The sequence below is a fragment of the Palleronia rufa genome (genome assembly GCF_000743715.1).
Taxonomy (GTDB): Bacteria; Pseudomonadota; Alphaproteobacteria; order Rhodobacterales; family Rhodobacteraceae; genus Palleronia; species Palleronia rufa.
Genome location: NZ_JQEY01000005.1, coordinates 24,231 through 40,614, shown reverse-complemented (window position 1 = coordinate 40,614; position 16,384 = coordinate 24,231). Strand labels below are relative to the sequence as shown.

18 protein-coding genes are annotated in these 16,384 nt (G+C 67.6%); 6 read left to right on the top strand and 12 right to left on the bottom strand.

Annotated elements, in window-relative coordinates:
* Positions 1–5 precede the first annotated feature (5 nt).
* Positions 6–1,190, bottom strand: a complete 1,185-nt coding sequence (locus KW83_RS08750; protein WP_051928383.1) for an ABC transporter substrate-binding protein — start codon at positions 1,188–1,190, stop codon at positions 6–8.
* Positions 1,191–1,317: 127 nt separating this feature from the next.
* Between KW83_RS08750 and KW83_RS08745 the strand changes: the two genes are divergently transcribed.
* From KW83_RS08745 to KW83_RS08735, 3 genes are all read left to right on the top strand, one after another.
* Positions 1,318–1,830 (top strand): DUF3280 domain-containing protein, encoded by a 513-nt coding sequence (locus KW83_RS08745; RefSeq protein ID WP_036177822.1) that lies wholly within the window; start codon positions 1,318–1,320, stop codon positions 1,828–1,830.
* Positions 1,827–2,369 carry an SRPBCC family protein gene (locus KW83_RS08740; RefSeq protein WP_036177516.1) on the top strand — a complete coding sequence of 181 codons (543 nt, stop codon included), beginning with the start codon at positions 1,827–1,829 and terminating at the stop codon, positions 2,367–2,369. The genes KW83_RS08745 and KW83_RS08740 overlap by 4 nt, the downstream gene beginning before the upstream one ends.
* A 256-nt stretch (positions 2,370–2,625) precedes the next feature.
* Positions 2,626–3,414, top strand: coding sequence for a quinoprotein dehydrogenase-associated SoxYZ-like carrier (locus KW83_RS08735; protein WP_036177814.1), 789 nt, complete (start codon positions 2,626–2,628; stop codon positions 3,412–3,414).
* A 54-nt stretch (positions 3,415–3,468) separates the two neighbouring features.
* On the opposite strand, the gene KW83_RS08730 is transcribed toward KW83_RS08735, so the two are convergent.
* From KW83_RS08730 to KW83_RS08705, 6 genes are all read right to left on the bottom strand, one after another.
* Entirely contained in the window at positions 3,469–4,020 is a 552-nt protein-coding gene (locus tag KW83_RS08730) for a PQQ-dependent catabolism-associated CXXCW motif protein (RefSeq protein WP_200879674.1), read from the bottom strand.
* Positions 4,017–4,859 carry a substrate-binding domain-containing protein gene (locus KW83_RS08725; protein ID WP_036177513.1) on the bottom strand — a complete coding sequence of 281 codons (843 nt, stop codon included), beginning with the start codon at positions 4,857–4,859 and terminating at the stop codon, positions 4,017–4,019. Before KW83_RS08725 ends, KW83_RS08730 begins: the two co-directional genes overlap by 4 nt.
* Positions 4,843–5,316, bottom strand: coding sequence for a c-type cytochrome, methanol metabolism-related (locus KW83_RS08720; protein ID WP_036177812.1), 474 nt, complete (start codon positions 5,314–5,316; stop codon positions 4,843–4,845). The genes KW83_RS08725 and KW83_RS08720 overlap by 17 nt, the downstream gene beginning before the upstream one ends.
* Positions 5,317–5,931: 615 nt before the next feature.
* A complete protein-coding gene (locus tag KW83_RS08715) occupies positions 5,932–7,740 on the bottom strand; it encodes a methanol/ethanol family PQQ-dependent dehydrogenase (RefSeq protein ID WP_036177511.1) in 1,809 nt (602 codons plus the stop codon).
* 124 nt (positions 7,741–7,864) lie between these two features.
* A complete protein-coding gene (locus tag KW83_RS08710; protein WP_036177508.1) occupies positions 7,865–8,272 on the bottom strand; it encodes a c-type cytochrome in 408 nt (135 codons plus the stop codon).
* A gap of 42 nt (positions 8,273–8,314) precedes the next feature.
* Positions 8,315–9,427 carry an S-(hydroxymethyl)glutathione dehydrogenase/class III alcohol dehydrogenase gene (locus tag KW83_RS08705; protein WP_036177506.1) on the bottom strand — a complete coding sequence of 371 codons (1,113 nt, stop codon included), beginning with the start codon at positions 9,425–9,427 and terminating at the stop codon, positions 8,315–8,317.
* Between the two features lie 106 nt (positions 9,428–9,533).
* On the opposite strand from KW83_RS08705, the gene KW83_RS08700 reads away from it, so the two are divergent.
* The gene (locus KW83_RS08700; RefSeq protein ID WP_036177503.1) at positions 9,534–10,178 is read left to right on the top strand and encodes a hypothetical protein; all 645 of its coding nucleotides are present in this window, start codon (positions 9,534–9,536) and stop codon (positions 10,176–10,178) included.
* Positions 10,179–10,191: 13 nt separating this feature from the next.
* On the opposite strand, the gene KW83_RS08695 is transcribed toward KW83_RS08700, so the two are convergent.
* Positions 10,192–10,824 (bottom strand): glutathione S-transferase family protein, encoded by a 633-nt coding sequence (locus KW83_RS08695; RefSeq protein WP_036177501.1) that lies wholly within the window; start codon positions 10,822–10,824, stop codon positions 10,192–10,194.
* A 651-nt stretch (positions 10,825–11,475) separates the two neighbouring features.
* Here KW83_RS08695 and KW83_RS08690 point away from each other — a divergent pair.
* Positions 11,476–11,823 (top strand): DUF2794 domain-containing protein, encoded by a 348-nt coding sequence (locus KW83_RS08690; RefSeq protein WP_036177811.1) that lies wholly within the window; start codon positions 11,476–11,478, stop codon positions 11,821–11,823.
* Here the strand turns inward: KW83_RS08690 and KW83_RS08685 are convergent.
* The 3 genes from KW83_RS08685 to KW83_RS19105 all read right to left on the bottom strand — a co-directional run bounded on the left by KW83_RS08685 (position 11,820) and on the right by KW83_RS19105 (position 14,490).
* Positions 11,820–12,647, bottom strand: a complete 828-nt coding sequence (locus tag KW83_RS08685) for a C40 family peptidase (protein WP_036177498.1) — start codon at positions 12,645–12,647, stop codon at positions 11,820–11,822. The genes KW83_RS08690 and KW83_RS08685 overlap by 4 nt on opposite strands.
* Entirely contained in the window at positions 12,644–14,020 is a 1,377-nt protein-coding gene (locus tag KW83_RS08680) for a leucyl aminopeptidase family protein (protein ID WP_036177496.1), read from the bottom strand. The genes KW83_RS08685 and KW83_RS08680 overlap by 4 nt, the downstream gene beginning before the upstream one ends.
* A 98-nt stretch (positions 14,021–14,118) precedes the next feature.
* Positions 14,119–14,490, bottom strand: a complete 372-nt coding sequence (locus KW83_RS19105) for a hypothetical protein (protein ID WP_152563530.1) — start codon at positions 14,488–14,490, stop codon at positions 14,119–14,121.
* Positions 14,491–14,628: 138 nt separating this feature from the next.
* On the opposite strand from KW83_RS19105, the gene KW83_RS08670 reads away from it, so the two are divergent.
* Positions 14,629–15,276: a carbonic anhydrase gene (locus KW83_RS08670; RefSeq protein WP_036177494.1), complete on the top strand. Its 648-nt coding sequence runs from the start codon at positions 14,629–14,631 to the stop codon at positions 15,274–15,276.
* A gap of 46 nt (positions 15,277–15,322) precedes the next feature.
* On the opposite strand, the gene KW83_RS08665 is transcribed toward KW83_RS08670, so the two are convergent.
* Positions 15,323–16,345 (bottom strand): aspartate-semialdehyde dehydrogenase, encoded by a 1,023-nt coding sequence (locus KW83_RS08665; RefSeq protein ID WP_036177492.1) that lies wholly within the window; start codon positions 16,343–16,345, stop codon positions 15,323–15,325.
* Between the last annotated feature and the right edge of the window lie 39 nt (positions 16,346–16,384).

Below are 16,384 nucleotides of genomic sequence, written 5' to 3'. Positions count from 1 at the left end.
GTTCCTCAGTTGAACTGGTCGCAGCTGCTTTCTGGACGGTCGAGCCCCAGCGTGTCGAGGGGCGAGACCTGATGCAGGAACCCCTCCTGCGGAGAGACCGAGACGTTGATGCGCCCGTCGTAGAGCAGGATGGGCTGGCGCAGCTGGCCGTTCCAGTCGCGGAAGGTGACGGGCTGCCCCTTGAAGGCGGCCAGCTCGAATGCGTCCGACAGGGCGTAGTCACGCAGGGCGGCGGGGTCGGCGGCGCCGGTGCGGACCACGGATTCGCCGATGACGCGGAGCGCCAGCCACACCTGGTAGTCCTCCTCGCGGATGTAGCGGCCGGTCAGCTCCTCGAACCGGCGCTGGAACTGGGTGGCGCCCCAGGCCTCCAGCGCCGGGTGAAAGGTCACCGGCCGCAGCCCGCCGGAGCCCATCACGGGGCGCGGATCCCACAGATGATAGGGCAGATAGGGCGCGAACACGTCCGACGCGTCGGCGGCAAGGACGATGTCGTGGTCCCGCGCGCCCTGCATGAAGATCGGCAGTTGCCGCTGCACCAGCACATGGCCGGTGTCGGTGCGGCGGGAGCCTCCGGTATCCTCGAACTCACGCTCTTCGACCAGTTTCAGGCCGAACTTGGCGATCGCGCGGCGGTAGGCGTCGCCCAGGGCGCGGTCGGGCGGGTTGGAGCCCTGCACCAGCAGCGCGCGGGACCATTTCTTCCATGCGGCGAATTGCACGATCGCGTCGGCCAGCATGGGGGCGGAGGGCGCCACATGCAGCACGTTGGCGCGGCAGTCCGCGTCGCGGAGGGCGGCGTCGCGCGCGCGGGCGTTCAGGATCAGCGCGTCGGCGCCGGCCCGGTCGGCCAGACGCAGCAGATCCTCTTGCCCGGCCAGGACCACGATCAGGCCGATGCCCTCGGCCAGAAGGCCGTCGAGCGCGCCCTCCGCCTCTTCGGGGGTCACGGCCAGGGTGCGCGTCTCATAGGTCTGGCCCAGGAACTGCCCGGTGGTGCCGTTGTCCTGATCGGCCAGCGCGGCCCCGGCAAAGCCCAGGTCGTCCGGCACGGCGTCGAGCCGGGAGATCGGCGCGAGCGTGGGCGTGTCCACCCGCAGGACCGCCGCCCGCACCTCCAGCGCCCGCGCGGGCGCGGACAGCCAAAGAACGGCGATTGCGCCGAGAAGCAGCGCGGCGATGCGGGTCACGCGGTCCTCCCCCGGCCCCCGGTTGCGGCGGCGGCCCTCACGCCATCTGACGGCCCCGGCCGGCGGGGGTGAACCGCGACCTTAGGATCAGTTGAGCCGCCCGGCGCGGGCGCCCATCATCCGCGCCATGTTGCGCCTCATCCTGAGCGTCGGGCTTGGCCTGGCCATCGGACCCGCCCTGGCCGAAAGCCCGGTCGCCGCCGATGCGCGGATCGCCTTTCTCGGGATGACCTATCTGGACACGTCGCAGGAGGGCGAGACCTTCGGCGAGAACCCCGACGAACTGGCGCGCGTCGAGATGGCCGAGAAGATGGTGACGGACCGCTTCGCGGCCGAAGGCTACGGGTTCCTGGACACGGCACCGGTCGAGGAGCGGCTGCAGGCCACGGTCAACCCGGCCAAGTGCTACGGCTGCGACACGCGGATGGCCGCGGAACTGGGCGCCGATTACGTGCTGGTGGGCGAGATCCAGAAGGTGTCGAACCTGATCCTGGCGATAAACCTGCAGCTTCGCGCCGTCCCCTCGGGAGAGATGGTCGCGGGCCGGTCGGTGGAGATCCGCTCGAACACGGACGACAGCTGGGCGCGGGGGATCCGCTACCTTCTGGACAACGCGATCTTCAGGGAGGAGACCGAGTGAGACGCAAGCTGTTGAAGCTGGCCGCGGTCCTGGCGCTGGTTCCCGGTCTGGCGCTGGCAGAGGGGCCGTCGCGCCAGAGTGCCACCGTGACCGCCGATCTGGCCGCCGGGCCGGACGAGGTCTGGGCCTATATCGGCGATTTCCAGGACCTGACCTGGCATCCGGCGGTGTTTTCGCAGACCGGGGCGGGCGGCAACGACATCGGCGCCACGCGCCGGCTTGTGCTGGGCGAAGCGGGCGGGCCGACCATCGACGAGGTTCTCGACGGGTACGATGCCGGAAAGATGAACTATTCCTACCGCATCGCCGAGGTGGCGGTAGAGACGCTGCCGGTCACGAACTATGCGTCGCGCCTGACGGTGATGCCGCGCGACGGTGGCGGGTCCACGGTGGAATGGAGCGGCGCGTTCGATCGCGGCGATCCCGGCAACGATCCGCCGGCGGAGTTGAACGATGCCGCCGCCGTCGCCGCCGTGACCGGCATCTATAAGGCGGGCATGGGCGCGCTGGTCGAGAGATTCGGTGCGCCGGGCACGTGACCTGACCGGCCTGCCGCGCGCCACGCAGGCGGCCCGGGCCATGACCAGCGCGGGATCCGTCAGCGTGTTCGGCCCGCAGACGCTTGCCACGATCGCGGACGGAGACCGCCGCGCGGGGGATGAGAGCGGCGGCGCCCCTGTCGTGGCGGACGACCGGTTCGACAATAGTCCCCGGCCGGATCGCCACCGGCGCGCCGGAGATCCGGCCAGGGGAGTGGCCGCGCGCCCTTGGCCGCTTCAACCTGGGAGACGCCCCATGAGACTACTGCTTGCCGCCGCCCTGCTCTGGCCGGCCCCGGTCCTGGCGTCGGAGGCGTGGGAGTCGGTGCGCGACCAGCTCTATCCCGGCCGGGTGCTTCAGGACGGCGGTGCGGTCATCGCCCTGGACGTCCCCTACCGGACGCCCGACGACGCGCGCACGCAGATGGCCGCCCGGATCCGGGCGCCCGAGGGGCTGCGGCTGGGGGAGGTGACCGTCGTGCTGGACGAGAACCCGATGCCGGTGTCGGCCGTGTTCACGCTGGATGCCCCGCAGGAGCGGTTCTTCTTCGACGTCACCATGCGGGTGAACGGCCCGACCCCGGTGCATGTCGTGGCCGAGACCACGGACGGGCAGCTGTTCGTGACCGAGGGCTACGTCAAGACGTCCGGTCAGGGGGCCTGCGCCGCGCCGCCGGGCACCGACCCGAAGCTGGCGCTGGCGAGCCTGGGGCGGATGGAGTTGTCCGTGGACGGCGGCACGGGCGACACGCTGGCCGCATTGCGCGCCCGGGTCCGGCGGCTCGACATCGACCTGTCGCACCCGTCCCTGTCGGGGATGCAGAAGGACCAGATCACGCTGCTGTTCATCCCGATGCGCTATGTCGAGACGCTGGACGTGGAGCTTGACGGCGCGGCATACGCCACGGTCACGGGGTCCATTTCGCTGAGCGAGGATCCGCGGGTCAGCCTGTCGGTCCCGCTGCGCACCCAGTCGGTCGCGGTGACCATGACGGATACCGACGGCACCGTGACCCGCGCCGGCAAGGACCTGCCGGGGTTCTAGGCAGGGCGCCGCGGCGGTCCGCTTCCGGCCGGATCGCGCCGGGGCACGCAGGGTCTAGGGGTGGCCCGGCAGCGGCGTGACCCTCTCCAGCGGATAGCCCCAGAGCACCCAGCCGTCGGTGCCCTCCGGCAGCCAGGAGACGTCCGTGTAGCCGTAGGCCAGGGCGCGCTTGGCGGCGTTCCAGCTCATCCAGCAGTCCTCCAGGCAGAAGATCGCGATGGGCCGGTCGGGATCGCCGCCGGTCGCCGTCTCGAGGCCGGCGCGGAAGTAGTCCTCCATGGCCGGGGCGAGTTTCGCGTAGCCGACATTGGGCAGCCAGATGGCGCCGGGGATCGAATCGCGCGGCTTGTCGCGCCAGATCGTTCCGTCGGGCAGGCCCCGGGGCCGGGGCGCCTGCGGAAGCACGTCGACAAAGGCGGTCTCGCCCGCCTCCCAGAGGGCGAAGGCCTCTTCGGGACCGATGACGCGGGCGCCTTCGAGCGTGGCGGGAACGGCGCCCCGGTAGGGTTCGTCGCGGTAGCCGGCGGGCTCTTCCACGGCCCGGGCGGCGATGGGAAACAGGCCGGCAAGGGCCAGAACGGCGACGGCCAGCGCCGCGCGGTTCACTGGCCCAGGTCCTTCATCGACGTGCCCATGTCGCTGACCAGCGGCACCCCGGCCTCGGTCAGGATCGCGTCGATCCGGTCCTGGTTGCGGCGGATGAGGGAATTCAGCTGGCGCTGCCAGACCTTTTCGCCCTGCCGGACCCCCATGGTGATCCGGTAGAAGAGTTTCGGCGGCAGGGTCTCGTTCAGGAGCGGCGTCACGATCATGCCGGGGTGATCCGCCTTGACCAGGGGGCCGGCGATCGGACCCCAGAGCACCGCGGCGTCGATCCTGTCCGCTTCGAGATCGTCGAGCATGTTCACCGCCGGGCTTTCGTAGCGCCGATCCACCACCAGGTCGTAGGACCGTGCCGCGCCCAGCAGGCCGTTGCGGGCCATATGGGTCGCGGGCGGGGACCCGGCGATGATGCCGATGCGCGCGTCCTTCAGCGCCGGATCGCTCAGGCGGTCGACGCCGGACAGCGGGCCGTCCCGCTGCGTGACCAGCGTGTAGGCCGACGTCATGTAGTGGTTGGTGTTGAGCACCAGCTCGTGGCCCTGGGCATAGCCGATGATCACGTCGCATTTGTTGGCCTTGAGCGTGTTGCGCACGAAGCCGGTGGCCATCGGATACCATGTATAGGACAGGTCGCGGCCCAGCGTCTCTGCCACGAATTCGGCCAGGCGGTTTTCGTAGCCGCCCGCCTGATCGTCGGACATGGGCGCATTGGCCGGGTCGGCGCAGACCCGGAGCGTGTCCTTCGACACGAGGTCCGAGGTCTGCGCCTGCGCCGATCCTGTGGTGAGGGCCAGCAGAACCGGCAGGACGAAGCTGCGCAGGCGGTCAGCCCATGCAGACATTCTCTTCCTCCTGGATCATGTCGGACTTGGCTTCCTTGGAACCGGGGCGTCCGCGCGGGATCGCGTCCACGCCGCGGGCCTTGAGATAGACGTAGATGTCGTCGAGGTAGCACATGACGTTCAGGTTGTCCCCGAATTGCGGCATGACCGAGTTGCCGTTCTTGCGCCCGTTCACCACCACTCCGACGAAATCGTAGTAGCCCATCTGCACGGCCGAGTTCTTGATCGCCGGCGCATAGGTCGACCCTTCGCCGTCGGGGCCGTGGCAGACGATGCATTCGGAATTGTACCGGCGGTATCCGGAGAAGGTCAGCCAGTCCACGGTGCCGTCGGCGGCGACGTTGAAGGTCGGCACGTCATCCGCCGTCCAGTAGCGGCCGCCTTCCTCATAGGCGACGGCGATGTTCGGATCGTCCGGCTGGACCTGCGGCGCGGCATCGGAGCTGTCCTGCGACATGCCTGTGTCCGAGCCGTCCTGCGATGCGCCCGCGTCGGACGCGCCGCCGCCGGTCGCGCCGGCCGCGTCCGGTTCGGATTCGGGATCCGCGGCGGGCGCCTCCATGGTCGTGGTGCCCTGATCGCCCGTGCCCTCCGGGACCGGGGCCGTCGCGGCGCCGGGAACGGGCTGGCGCTCGCTCTCCTGGGCGTCGGTGCTGTCCGTGGCGTCGGTGCCGTTCGTGGCGTCGGTGCTGTCGGCCGTGCCGCCGTCGCCGGCCGCATCGGCCTCGGGATCGGCGGCGGGCATGTCCATGGTCGTGGTCCCGTCATCGCCGACGCCTTCGGGCACCGGAGCCGTCGCGGCGCCGGGAACGGGCTGGCGTTCGCTCTCCTCGGCGCCGTCGAGCTGGCAGCCCTCGGAGGTGTTCATATCCTCGGGGCAGTCGCTCTCGGCGGTCTCGTGCTGGGCCGCGATGGCGAACCCGCCGAGAGCAAGGGTGAGGGCGGTGGCCGCAATGAGCCGCGTGCCGGTGCGTGTCATGTCCAAGGGTCCTTCTGAGGCAAAGCCGGAAAATCGGGGAACAGGGCAACCGGCGCGCGATCGCTCGCGCGCCGGCCGGTACTCTTGGCCGCCCTATGCGTCGTCGGGCAGCGTGAAGACCGTCAGCTGTCCGCCCAGCGCGGTGTAGTCGCTGAGCGCCGCGTATCCGCCGACCGCACCCAGGCCGTCGTTGGGGTTGGTCAGACCGGCCGCAAGACCGATGCCGGCCCAGCCGCCCACCCCCGACAGGACGGCGACATACTGCTTGCCGTCCTGGGTGTAGGTCATGCCGTTGCCGATGATGCCGGACGGGGTCTTGAACTTGTAGAGTTCCTCACCCGTCTTGGCGTCGACCGCCTTGAGATAGCCTTCGAGCGTGCCGTAGAACACGACGTCGCCCGCGGTGGCCAGGGCGCCCGACCAGACCGAGAACTGCTCGGGGATCGACCACTTGATCTCGCCCTTGACGTTGTCCCAGGCGATGAAGTTGCCCATGCCGCCATGGCTGTTCGGTGCGGGATACATCGCCAGCGTGGCGCCGACATAGGGCTGACCGGCGGTGTAGGCGACGCGGAACGGCTCATAGTCCATGCACACGTGGTTGGTGGGGACGTAGAACATCTCTGTCTTGGGCGAGTAGGCCGCCGGCTGCTGGTCCTTGGTGCCGAGCGCGGCCGGGCAGATGCCGGTCGAGTTCACGTCCTCGCCGTTCTGCTCGGTCGAGTACTGGGCCACGACCTCCGGACGCCCGTAGGTGTCGGACTCCGGGTCCATGTCCACGCCCGTGGTCCAGTTCACGGTCGGGTCGAACTTCTCCGCCACCAGCAGTTCGCCCGAGATCCGGTCCATCGTATAGGCCAGGCCGTTGCGGTCGAAATGGGTCAGCAGCTTGCGCTCCTCGCCCTCGAACTCCTGGTCGGTCAGGATCATCTCGTTGACGCCGTCGTAGTCCCATTCGTCATGGGGCGTCATCTGGTAGAACCACTTGGCCATCCCGTCGTCGGGATCGCGGGCCATGATGGTCATCGACCAGCGGTTGTCGCCCGGACGCTGCGCAGGGTTCCAGGTGGACGGGTTGCCGGTGCCGTAATAGATCAGGTCGGCCTCCGGGTCGTAGGAATACCAGCCCCAGGTGGTGCCGCCGCCGATCTGCCACTGGTCGCCCTCCCAGGTCTTCAGCGACGAATCCTCTCCGATCGGCTTGCCGAGATGGGTCGTGTTCTGCGGGTCGACGAGCATCTCCTCGTCAGGGCCCATGGAGTAGGCGCGCCATTCCCGCTCGCCGGTTTCCATGTTGTAGGCGGTGACATGGCCGCGGACGCCGAATTCGCCGCCGGAGATGCCGACGATGATCTTGTCCTTGACCGGCAGTACGGTGGCGGTGTTCGTCTCACCCTTGGACGGGTCGCCGTTCTGCTGCTCCCACAGCACCTCGCCGGATTCGGCGTCGAGCGCGACGATCTTGGTGTCGGCCTGGTGCAGGAAGATCTTGCCGTTGGCATAGGCGACGCCGCGGTTGACCGTATCGCAGCACATCACCGGAATGACGTCCTGATCCTGGCGCGGCTCGTACTTCCACTTGATCTTGCCCTCATTGGCCAGATCCAGCGCGTAGACGATGTTCGGGAACGGGGTGTTGAGATACATCGTGTCGCCGATCACCAGAGGAGAGCCCTCGTGTCCGCGCAGCACCCCCGTCGAGAAGGTCCAGGCAACCTGCAGGTCGCCGACATTCTCGGTGTTGATCGAATCGAGTTCGGAGTAGCGCTGGTTGGCGTAGTCGCCGGTCTGGATCGCCCACTGGTCGGCATTGTCCATCTGGGTCATCAGCTCTTCGTTCGCACTGGCCGGCAGGGCCGTTGCGAGCGCGATGCCCGATGTGAGAAGCAGTAGCTTTTTCATTGTTCATCTCCCTTGGTGATGGTCGCGACCGTTGCGCGGGTCCAGAGCGGACGGCCCGGCCGTGTGGTGGCACCGGTGTGTCGAACGCGTTCCGTCGGGCGCGCGCGGCGTACCGGCGTCGTCGTTACTCTCCCTCCTCTTGGCTGCCGAACGTGGCGAGATACGCGATCACGTCCTGGCGTTCGTCCTCCTTGCGCAGGCCGGCAAAGGCCATCTTGGTGCCCTTCACCGTGCCGCGCGGGTTTTCCAGGTATGTGGACAGGACCTCCGGCGTCCATTGCTTGTCGGCGCCCCATTCGACCATCGCCTCGGAATAGGCGAAGTCCGCATTTGCCGCGACGTCGCGCCCGACCACGCCGTTGAGCACCGGCCCGACCTTCGTCTTGGCGCCCTCGCCGACGGCGTGGCAGGCCATGCACTTGCGGAACACCTTCTCGCCGGCCGCCGGGTCGCCGGGGACGTGGGATCCGGCAAGGACCACCCCGGCGGGCAGCGCCAGGATCGCGGCAAGGGTAAGGGTGAGGGTCTTCATGGGCATCTTCGTCCTTGTTCTGGGTCGCAACGGCGCACCCTTTCAGTATTCCACCACGGCGCGGATGGATTTGCCCTCGTGCATGAGGTCGAAGCCGTGGTTGATCTCGTCGAGGGTGAGCTTGTGGGTGATCATCGGGTCGATCTCGATCTTGCCGGCCATGTACCAGTCCACGATCCTGGGCACGTCGGTCCGGCCCCGCGCGCCGCCGAAGGCAGAGCCGCGCCAGACCCGGCCGGTGACCAGCTGGAACGGCCGCGTCGAGATTTCCTCGCCCGCGCCGGCGACGCCGATGATGACGCTCTCGCCCCAGCCCTTGTGGCAGCATTCCAGCGCCTGGCGCATCAGCGGCGTCTTGCCGATGCATTCGAACGAATAGTCCGCGCCGCCCTTGGTCAGGTCCACCAGATACGGGACGAGATCGCCCTCGACCTCGTTGGGGTTGACGAAATGGGTCATGCCGAAGCGCTCGCCCATCTCCTTGCGCGCCGGATTGATGTCCACGCCGACGATCATCTCGGCGCCCACCAGCCGCAGCCCCTGGATCACGTTCAGACCGATGCCGCCCAGCCCGAACACCACCGCGCGGGAGCCCGGCTCGACCTTGGCGGTGTTGATCACCGCGCCGATGCCSGTGGTCACCCCGCAGCCGATGTAGCAGATCTTGTCGAACGGCGCGTCSGGGTTCACCTTGGCCAGCGCGATCTCCGGCAGCACCGTGTGGTTGGCGAAGGTCGAGCAGCCCATGTAGTGCAGGATCGGCGTGCCGTCATCCATGCTGAACCGCGAGGTGCCGTCGGGCATCACGCCCYTRCCYTGCGTCTCGCGGATCGCCTGGCAGAGGTTGGTCTTGGGGTTCAGGCAGTACTCGCAGGTCCGGCATTCGGGCGTGTAGAGCGGGATCACGTGGTCGCCGGGCCGGACGCTGGTCACCCCCTCGCCCACCTCCATCACCACGCCCGCGCCCTCRTGGCCCAGGATCGCCGGAAACGCCCCCTCCGGGTCCGCGCCAGACCGCGTGAACTCATCCGTGTGGCACAGGCCCGTCGCCTTGATCTCGACCAGAACCTCGCCCGCCTTCGGACCCTCCAGGTTCACTTCCATCACTTCCAGCGGCTTGCCGGCCTCAAGGGCCACCGCGGCGCGAGTCTTCATGAGAGGTTCTCCGCTTCTTGATGTCCGCCAGACCCTCGTCGGAACGGCGGGGCCTTGCAACCGCTGTTTCGTTCGGAGCATGTGCTCCCTGAGAACGAGGCCCGCCATGTTCAACCCAAGACCCATTCGCCCGCTGACCGTACTGGCCTTTGCCTGCGCCATCGCCTTGCCGGCCGCGGCAGAAACCTTCGACGTGCGCCTTGCCGGCCGCGTGATCGGACAGCTCGAAACGGCACCGGACCGGTTGGAAAGCGCGCTGGACAACACGCCTCTCGGGGCTGCGGACGGATGGTTTCGCGCGTCCCGGACGGGTCAGGACTACAGCGCGCTGAACAGCGACGGCCGGGCCATCGACGTCCGGTTCGCGGATGGGCAAGTCGTCGCGGCCACCGTCACTCCGCTGAGCGAGGCCACCGAGCTGACGAACCCGGCGGCCGTGCCCACAGATGTCGTCGATCCGGTCACGGGGCTGAACCGCGTGATTACGGCAAGCGACTGCCCTTCGACATTCCGCATGTACGATGGCCGCCGCGCGATTCTGATCGAACCCACCGAGCGCGCAATCGAGGGCGGTGAACTGGTCTGCCGCATGAACTACACCGTGACCGACGGGCCGGGGCACGTGTCTCCCTTCCGGCTGACAAATCTGCGGATGGAGGCGCGCTATGCGCTGGACGGCTCCGAGGCCGGACCGATCGACACGCTGCGCATCAGCGCCGGGCCCTTTGCCGTGTTGCTGGTGCGACGCTAGACCGGGCGCAGCTCTACCCCATTGCCGGCTCGGTCGCGGCAAAATGGTCGTCGGCGCGGATCCGGTCCCACCAGTCGGCCAGGCCGCCGGCGGCAAGCAACTCGTCCTGATGGGGCGTCATGCCGGTGTAGAACAGGATCGGCGCCAGGGTGTAATCCGCAAGGCTCACATGGGCGCCCGCCAGCCAGTCGTCACCGCCGCGTATCTCACCCACCAGCGCCATGAAGGTCTTTGCCCGTTCGAGCGTTTCCCTGTGCCGGTCCTCTGACGGATTGCCGATAAACTCAGGCTTGATGTGATAAAACGCGACGCCGACCAGTGCGTCATAGCCATAGGCGTGCACCAGCGACACGATCTCATCCGCACGGGCCCGGTCCCATGCACTTTCGGGGAGCGCGGACGGTCCGTCGCGGGTCGCTTCGAGGTATCGAACGATAGCGTCGGTCTCACGCAGGCGATGGCCGTCGATATCAAGCACGGGCACCTTGCCGAACGGATGCCGCGCCAGGTGCTCTGGCTGGCCCGGTTCGCCGGCCAGAACATCGACAGGATTCTGGTCGTAGGGGACGCCCTTGCGGTGCAGGATGATGCGGGCCGTCCGCACATAGGTCGAACCGGAAAAACCGTGCAGGACAGTGTCTGACATGGAACGCTCCCTTATCTGCTGGTGTGGCAGAGGCTAGCGTGACCGCGCCGCGCGGCAATGACGGTCACGAGCGCGCTAGAAGAAGATTGCAAGACATTGCGACCGGAGGCGCGGCTGTCGCCGAGCACGAACCGTCCCTTCCGCACCAAAACCGTGCAGCGCAGTCTTGCGAACCCGATGGTCCCGGAAAATTCACTCTGAGAGAGCGGCGAACCACGACTTTAGTCGCATTCGCCCGGCCGGAGTTTTCGCTACGCTCAAAGACCAGTCGCTGCCGACCGGAATCGGTCAGAAGGTGGCGACGGAACACGCGCTACCGAATTTCACGGACGGCGTGTCGTCCCGCCCGGGCGCGCCGGGATGGCTGAGGGAGGAGACCTGACAGCCAGACCGCCGGCCGGGCGGGACGCACCTGTGTCAGAGAAAGCCGGCGCATCCGGGTCGGGCTGGAAAAGACCGGCGTCGCGACCTTGCGGGGGCATTGACGGCCACGACGCCGGAATGGCGCAAGCGGCGCCACGATCCCGTTTTGTTCCCGAACCATGGCCAGATTTGGGAGTGGAGGAGTCCTTTCTCCGGCAAAAGACGGCAGATCTCCGGCAAAAGACGGCAGATCTTGTCAAACCGCGCCTCCTCCGCCACGTTCGGCAGATGACGTTGATGACGCCCACGCCCTTCCCGGCCCGCCCCGAGCTTGCCTCTCACGTGACGTTCGACCGCTCCGAACTGGGTCCGATCCTGGGGCTCTACGGACGCGCGGTGGCGGCCGGTGTCTGGCGCGACTACGGCATGTCGTTCCTGAAGGATGTCGCCGTGTTCTCGATCTTCCGCCGCACGGCCGAACACCCGCTCTACCGGATCGAGAAACGGCCCAAGCTGCGCACGCGTCAGGGTCAGTATGCGGTCATAGGGGCGGATGGGCAGGTGCTCAAGCGCGCGCATGACCTGCGGACCGTCCTGGGCGTGCTGGACCGCAAGCTCATCCGCGCCGTCGACTAGAGCCTGCGCCGGGCCGTTACGTCGCCGTCGCCTTGCGCCTCTATCCGGGCGACGGCCTCTGCGATGCGTTCATAGGCAACAGCCATGTGATGGGCGTTGGCGTGGATCAGGACCTCTTCATCCACCGCCATGGCGACATGGCCCGGCCAGAAGAACAGATCCCCGCGCTGGACGGAGCCTTCGGCAACCGGCCGCCCCAGCGCCGGCTCCTGCAGGTCGCTGTCGCCCGGACAGGGAATGCCGCAGGCAAGGCAGGCCGCCTGGATGAGCCCCGAGCAGTCGATGCCATCGGTCGAATTGCCGCCCCATAGATATGGTACCCCGAAAAAGAGCTGCGCGACCGACGCCGGGTCGGTGAATGGCCGGTTCGCCGGTCTGAGATGCGGACGAGGTACATGGAGACCGTCCACGGTTTCGTAGAACGCAGCGCTGGCGGCTACGATTCGCAATCGCGCGCCGAACGGCAAACGCAACGCCTGGGGGCGTTTTATATCGGGTACAGCATAAAGATGGGTGGCGGGGACTCCGACGATATGGGTCGCGTCGACGGGAGGGCCCAGCGTGGCCTCTGCGACGTAGCCGACATACCCGTCCCGATGCGCCCGGACGAAAGCCATCCCCTGGCGCCGCTCGAACACGTCCACGCCCTCTCCCAGCACCAACTGCCGGTCGCGCGCGCTCTTGTCCGGCGCGGACCACAGATCGGCGACCGGAAGATGGATGGATGCCGGCACCGGCGACACGTAGCGATCGGCCTCGACCGTACCGCGGAGGTCCTCGGCGGCGACGCGCTTGTTCGCGGCGGTGAGCCGCCGGTCCCTCATGTCAGGCCCTCGATCGTTTCGAGAAGCGCGCGCGCTCCCTGTCCGACCCCGCCCTTGGGCCGTCCGGGCGCATCGGACGGCTGCCAGCCGTAGATGTCGAAATGGACGTAGCGCCGCTGACCGGACACAAAGCGGCGCAGAAACAGCGCCGCCAGGACGGAGCCGGCGAAACCGCCCTTGGGCGCATTGTCCAGATCGGCGATGCCGGGTTCCAGCTGCGGCTCGTAAGGCGCCCAGAACGGCAGCCGCCAGACCGGATCGCGGACGCGGGCTCCGGCCTCCGACAGCGCCCGGGCGATGTCCTCGTCATCGGTGTAGAACGGCGCGAGGTCGGGTCCGACGGCCACCCGCGCGGCCCCGGTCAGCGTTGCCATCGAAACCAGCAGATCCGTTTCCGCCTCCGTGGCCAGGGCCAGCGCATCGGCCAGGACCAGACGCCCCTCTGCATCGGTGTTGTTGACCTCGACCGTCAGCCCCTTGCGGGATGTCAGGATGTCGCCCGGACGCATGGCCGGCCCGGAGATCGCGTTCTCGACCGCGGGGATCAGGACGCGCAACCGAACCGGCAGATTCAGGGCCATGATCGTCTGCGCAAGCCCCAGGACGGTCGCAGCGCCCCCCATGTCCTTCTTCATGATACCCATGGAGGCGCCGGGCTTGAGGTTGAGTCCGCCGGTGTCGAAACATACCCCCTTGCCGACAAGCGTGATCCGAGGCCCGGCCTTGCCCCAGATCATCTCTACCAGACGGGGCGCGCGGCTGGGATCGGCGGCCCGCCCCACCGCGTGGATCATCGGGAAAGCGCTCGCCAGCGCTGCCCCGTCGGTCACGTCAAGATCGGCCCCGAAACGCGCCGCAAGGTCGGACACCGCAGCGGCCAGATCCGCAGGCCCCATATCTTCTGCCGGTGTGTTGATGAGGTCGCGCGTCAGCGCCTCTCCGGACGCGATCGCCTCCAGACGCGCGGCGTCGATGCCCTCCGGCGCGACGAGCCTCGCGTCCGGCGCGGGGGACGTCGCGTAGCGGTCGAAGCGGTAGCCGGCAAAAAGCCAGGCCAGGCACGCCTCGGCGCGCTGGTCGGCGCTCATTTCGCCGGTCAGAGCCCAGGTCCCGGACGGCAGCGCCGCCGGTGCAGCGGCCAGAGAAAACCGGCCGCGCGCCCGGGCCTCTGAATCGCCAAGCCCGACAAGCGCGCCTTCTGGCTGTCCGTCCTCACCCGGCAGGACCACCACGGCACCCGGCGCGGCCTTGAAGCCCGCCGACCGGACCCAGGCCGCATGGCGGGCGGGGGCCTGGGCGATCCAGCCTGGAAGCGCCTCTGCCGTCAGAATCCGTAGGGGACGTGAACTGTGCGGATTGGAGGCAAAGGTCATGCTGGATCGCGGCACTCCGACCTCATTCGTCAGCGGGCGCCCGGCGCGCCCATCCGGACCTTATCCCATGCCGCGCCCGCCGCAATGGCCGCGGCCCCTCAGCCCGGCATGTCCTGCAGCCGGAAAATGTCGGACAGGGTCGTCTGACCCAGCCGGTCGAGGCGTGCCACATTGGCGGCGAGCGCTGGCCGGTCCCCCGATCCGACCAGTGTCGCCACGGTCCGCGCCACGCGGCAGAGCCTGTTCAGCCCCAGTCGGCTGCTGCGGTCTGCGATACCGGTAACGGCACCCAGAAGTTCGGCGGAGTCGTCCAACCGCCAGGCGCGCAGCACCCGGCTCAGATCTTCTGCCAGCCCCTCAAGATCGGGCTCGAAGTCGGGCTGCCGGACGGGGCGGCCATCGTGCCGGCCGATCAGGCGCCAGATGTCGCTTTCGGCGGTTTCGGTCATGTGCAATCTCGTGACGGTCATTCTTTGAATCTCCCTCTGTCCCCGAGACCACCTTGACAGGGTTCGGCTAACACTGGGTGTAGAAGGGTGCGATCCGCATTCGAAAATGCTAAACATGCCCATTAAATCCGAAACAGACCCGCAACCAAGGAACTGCAAATGATCCGCGCAAAGCCGCTGCCGCATTATCTTGTCCAACGCTATCATGGTTGGCGCGCGACGACCTACGCCGAGAGCCAGGCCTGGTATCGCCGGCTGGCCGCAGAGGGGCAGAGGCCCCGCGCGATGGTCATCTCCTGCTGCGACAGCCGGGTCCATGTGACCTCGATCTTCGGGGCTGAGCAGGGCGAATTCTTCATCCACCGCAATATCGCCAACCTCGTCCCGCTCCATGAGCCAGACGGTCACCAGCACGGCACCTCCGCCGCGGTGGAATACGCCGTCACCGCGCTGAAGGTCGCCCATATCATCGTGATGGGTCATTCGCTTTGCGGCGGGGTGAAGGGCTGCTACGAGATGTGCTCGGGCCGCGCGCCGGAGCTGGAGAAAACCACCAGCTTCGTGGGGCGCTGGATGGACATTCTCCGGCCGGGCTTCGAAAACCTGCCGGAGACCGACGACGCGACGCGCATCACGGAGCTTGAGTACGAAGCGGTGCGCACCTCCCTGCGCAACCTGATGACGTTTCCGTTCGTGGAGGAGGCGGTGGAAAAGGGAACCCTGTCCCTTCACGGGCTGCACAACGACATCGCCGAAGGCAGTCTTGCGGCGCTCGACGCGGAGACTGACCGCTTCGTGGCAGTCTGACAACCGCCCCGGACGGCGCCTTCCGGGGCGCCGTCCGGGCCCCGTCTCAACCTTTTTTCAGAACCTCGCGGCCCAGCAGTTCCGCGATCTGCACCGCGTTCAGCGCGGCGCCCTTGCGCAGGTTGTCGGACACGCACCAGAGAGACAGGCCGTTGTCGAGCGTCGGATCCTGCCGGATCCGGCTGATGTAGGTGGCGAAATCCCCCACGCATTCGATAGGGGTCACGTAGCCGCCGTCCTCCCGCTTGTCGACGACCATGATGCCGGGCGCCTCCCTCAGGATATCGCGGGCCTCATCCTCGTCCAGGAAGTCCTCGAACTCGATGTTCACGGCCTCAGCGTGGCCGACAAACACCGGGACCCGCACGCAGGTCGCGTGGACCTTGATGGCGGGGTCGACGATCTTCTTCGTCTCCACGACCATCTTCCATTCCTCGCGCGTGGATCCGTCCTCCATGAACGAGTCGATATGGGGAATGACGTTGAAGGCGATCTGCTTGGTGAACTTCTTCGCCGGCTTTTCGTCGGTGGGATTGTAGATCGACTTGGTCTGGTCCCACAGCTCGTCGATCCCGTCCTTTCCGGCGCCCGAGACCGATTGATAGGTCGACACCACGACGCGCTTGATCCGCGCGCGGTCATGCAGTGGCTTCAGCGCCACCACCATCTGCGCGGTCGAACAGTTCGGGTTCGCGATGATGTTCTTGCCGGAGTAGCCGTGGATCGCCTGCGGGTTCACCTCCGGCACGATGAGCGGCACGTCGTGGTCGTAGCGGTAGAGCGAAGAATTGTCGATCACGACGCAGCCTGCCCTGGCGGCCTTGGGGGCGTATTCCTTGGTCGCGTCGGAACCTATGGCGAAAAGCGCCATATCGAATCCGGTAAAGTCGAAGGTCGCCAGATCCCTGGTCCTGAGGGTCCGATCGCCATAGCTGACCTCCGTCCCCAGGGACCGGCGTGAGGCCAGGGCGACCACCTCATCGGCGGGAAAGCCGCGCTCGTCCAGGATGTTGAGCATTTCGCGGCCGACATTGCCCGTCGCACCGACAACGGCAATTCTATAGCCCATCTGAGACCCCTTGTTTGAAGACGCCGGTTCTTAGCCTAT

What these genes read in the sequence shown, in the direction of transcription:
- KW83_RS08690 (WP_036177811.1), top strand. Translation starts at nt 11,476, where the DNA reads ATGACGTTGATGACGCCCACGCCCTTCCCGGCCCGCCCCGAGCTTGCC.
- KW83_RS08710 (WP_036177508.1), bottom strand. Translation starts at nt 8,272, where the DNA reads ATGAAGACCCTCACCCTTACCCTTGCCGCGATCCTGGCGCTGCCCGCC.
- KW83_RS08670 (WP_036177494.1), top strand. Translation starts at nt 14,629, where the DNA reads ATGATCCGCGCAAAGCCGCTGCCGCATTATCTTGTCCAACGCTATCAT.
- KW83_RS08665 (WP_036177492.1), bottom strand. Translation starts at nt 16,345, where the DNA reads ATGGGCTATAGAATTGCCGTTGTCGGTGCGACGGGCAATGTCGGCCGC.
- KW83_RS19105 (WP_152563530.1), bottom strand. Translation starts at nt 14,490, where the DNA reads ATGACCGTCACGAGATTGCACATGACCGAAACCGCCGAAAGCGACATC.
- KW83_RS08735 (WP_036177814.1), top strand. Translation starts at nt 2,626, where the DNA reads ATGAGACTACTGCTTGCCGCCGCCCTGCTCTGGCCGGCCCCGGTCCTG.
- KW83_RS08695 (WP_036177501.1), bottom strand. Translation starts at nt 10,824, where the DNA reads ATGTCAGACACTGTCCTGCACGGTTTTTCCGGTTCGACCTATGTGCGG.
- KW83_RS08680 (WP_036177496.1), bottom strand. Translation starts at nt 14,020, where the DNA reads ATGACCTTTGCCTCCAATCCGCACAGTTCACGTCCCCTACGGATTCTG.
- KW83_RS08725 (WP_036177513.1), bottom strand. Translation starts at nt 4,859, where the DNA reads ATGTCTGCATGGGCTGACCGCCTGCGCAGCTTCGTCCTGCCGGTTCTG.
- KW83_RS08685 (WP_036177498.1), bottom strand. Translation starts at nt 12,647, where the DNA reads ATGAGGGACCGGCGGCTCACCGCCGCGAACAAGCGCGTCGCCGCCGAG.
- KW83_RS08715 (WP_036177511.1), bottom strand. Translation starts at nt 7,740, where the DNA reads ATGAAAAAGCTACTGCTTCTCACATCGGGCATCGCGCTCGCAACGGCC.
- KW83_RS08745 (WP_036177822.1), top strand. Translation starts at nt 1,318, where the DNA reads ATGTTGCGCCTCATCCTGAGCGTCGGGCTTGGCCTGGCCATCGGACCC.
- KW83_RS08700 (WP_036177503.1), top strand. Translation starts at nt 9,534, where the DNA reads ATGTTCAACCCAAGACCCATTCGCCCGCTGACCGTACTGGCCTTTGCC.
- KW83_RS08720 (WP_036177812.1), bottom strand. Translation starts at nt 5,316, where the DNA reads ATGTCGCAGGACAGCTCCGATGCCGCGCCGCAGGTCCAGCCGGACGAT.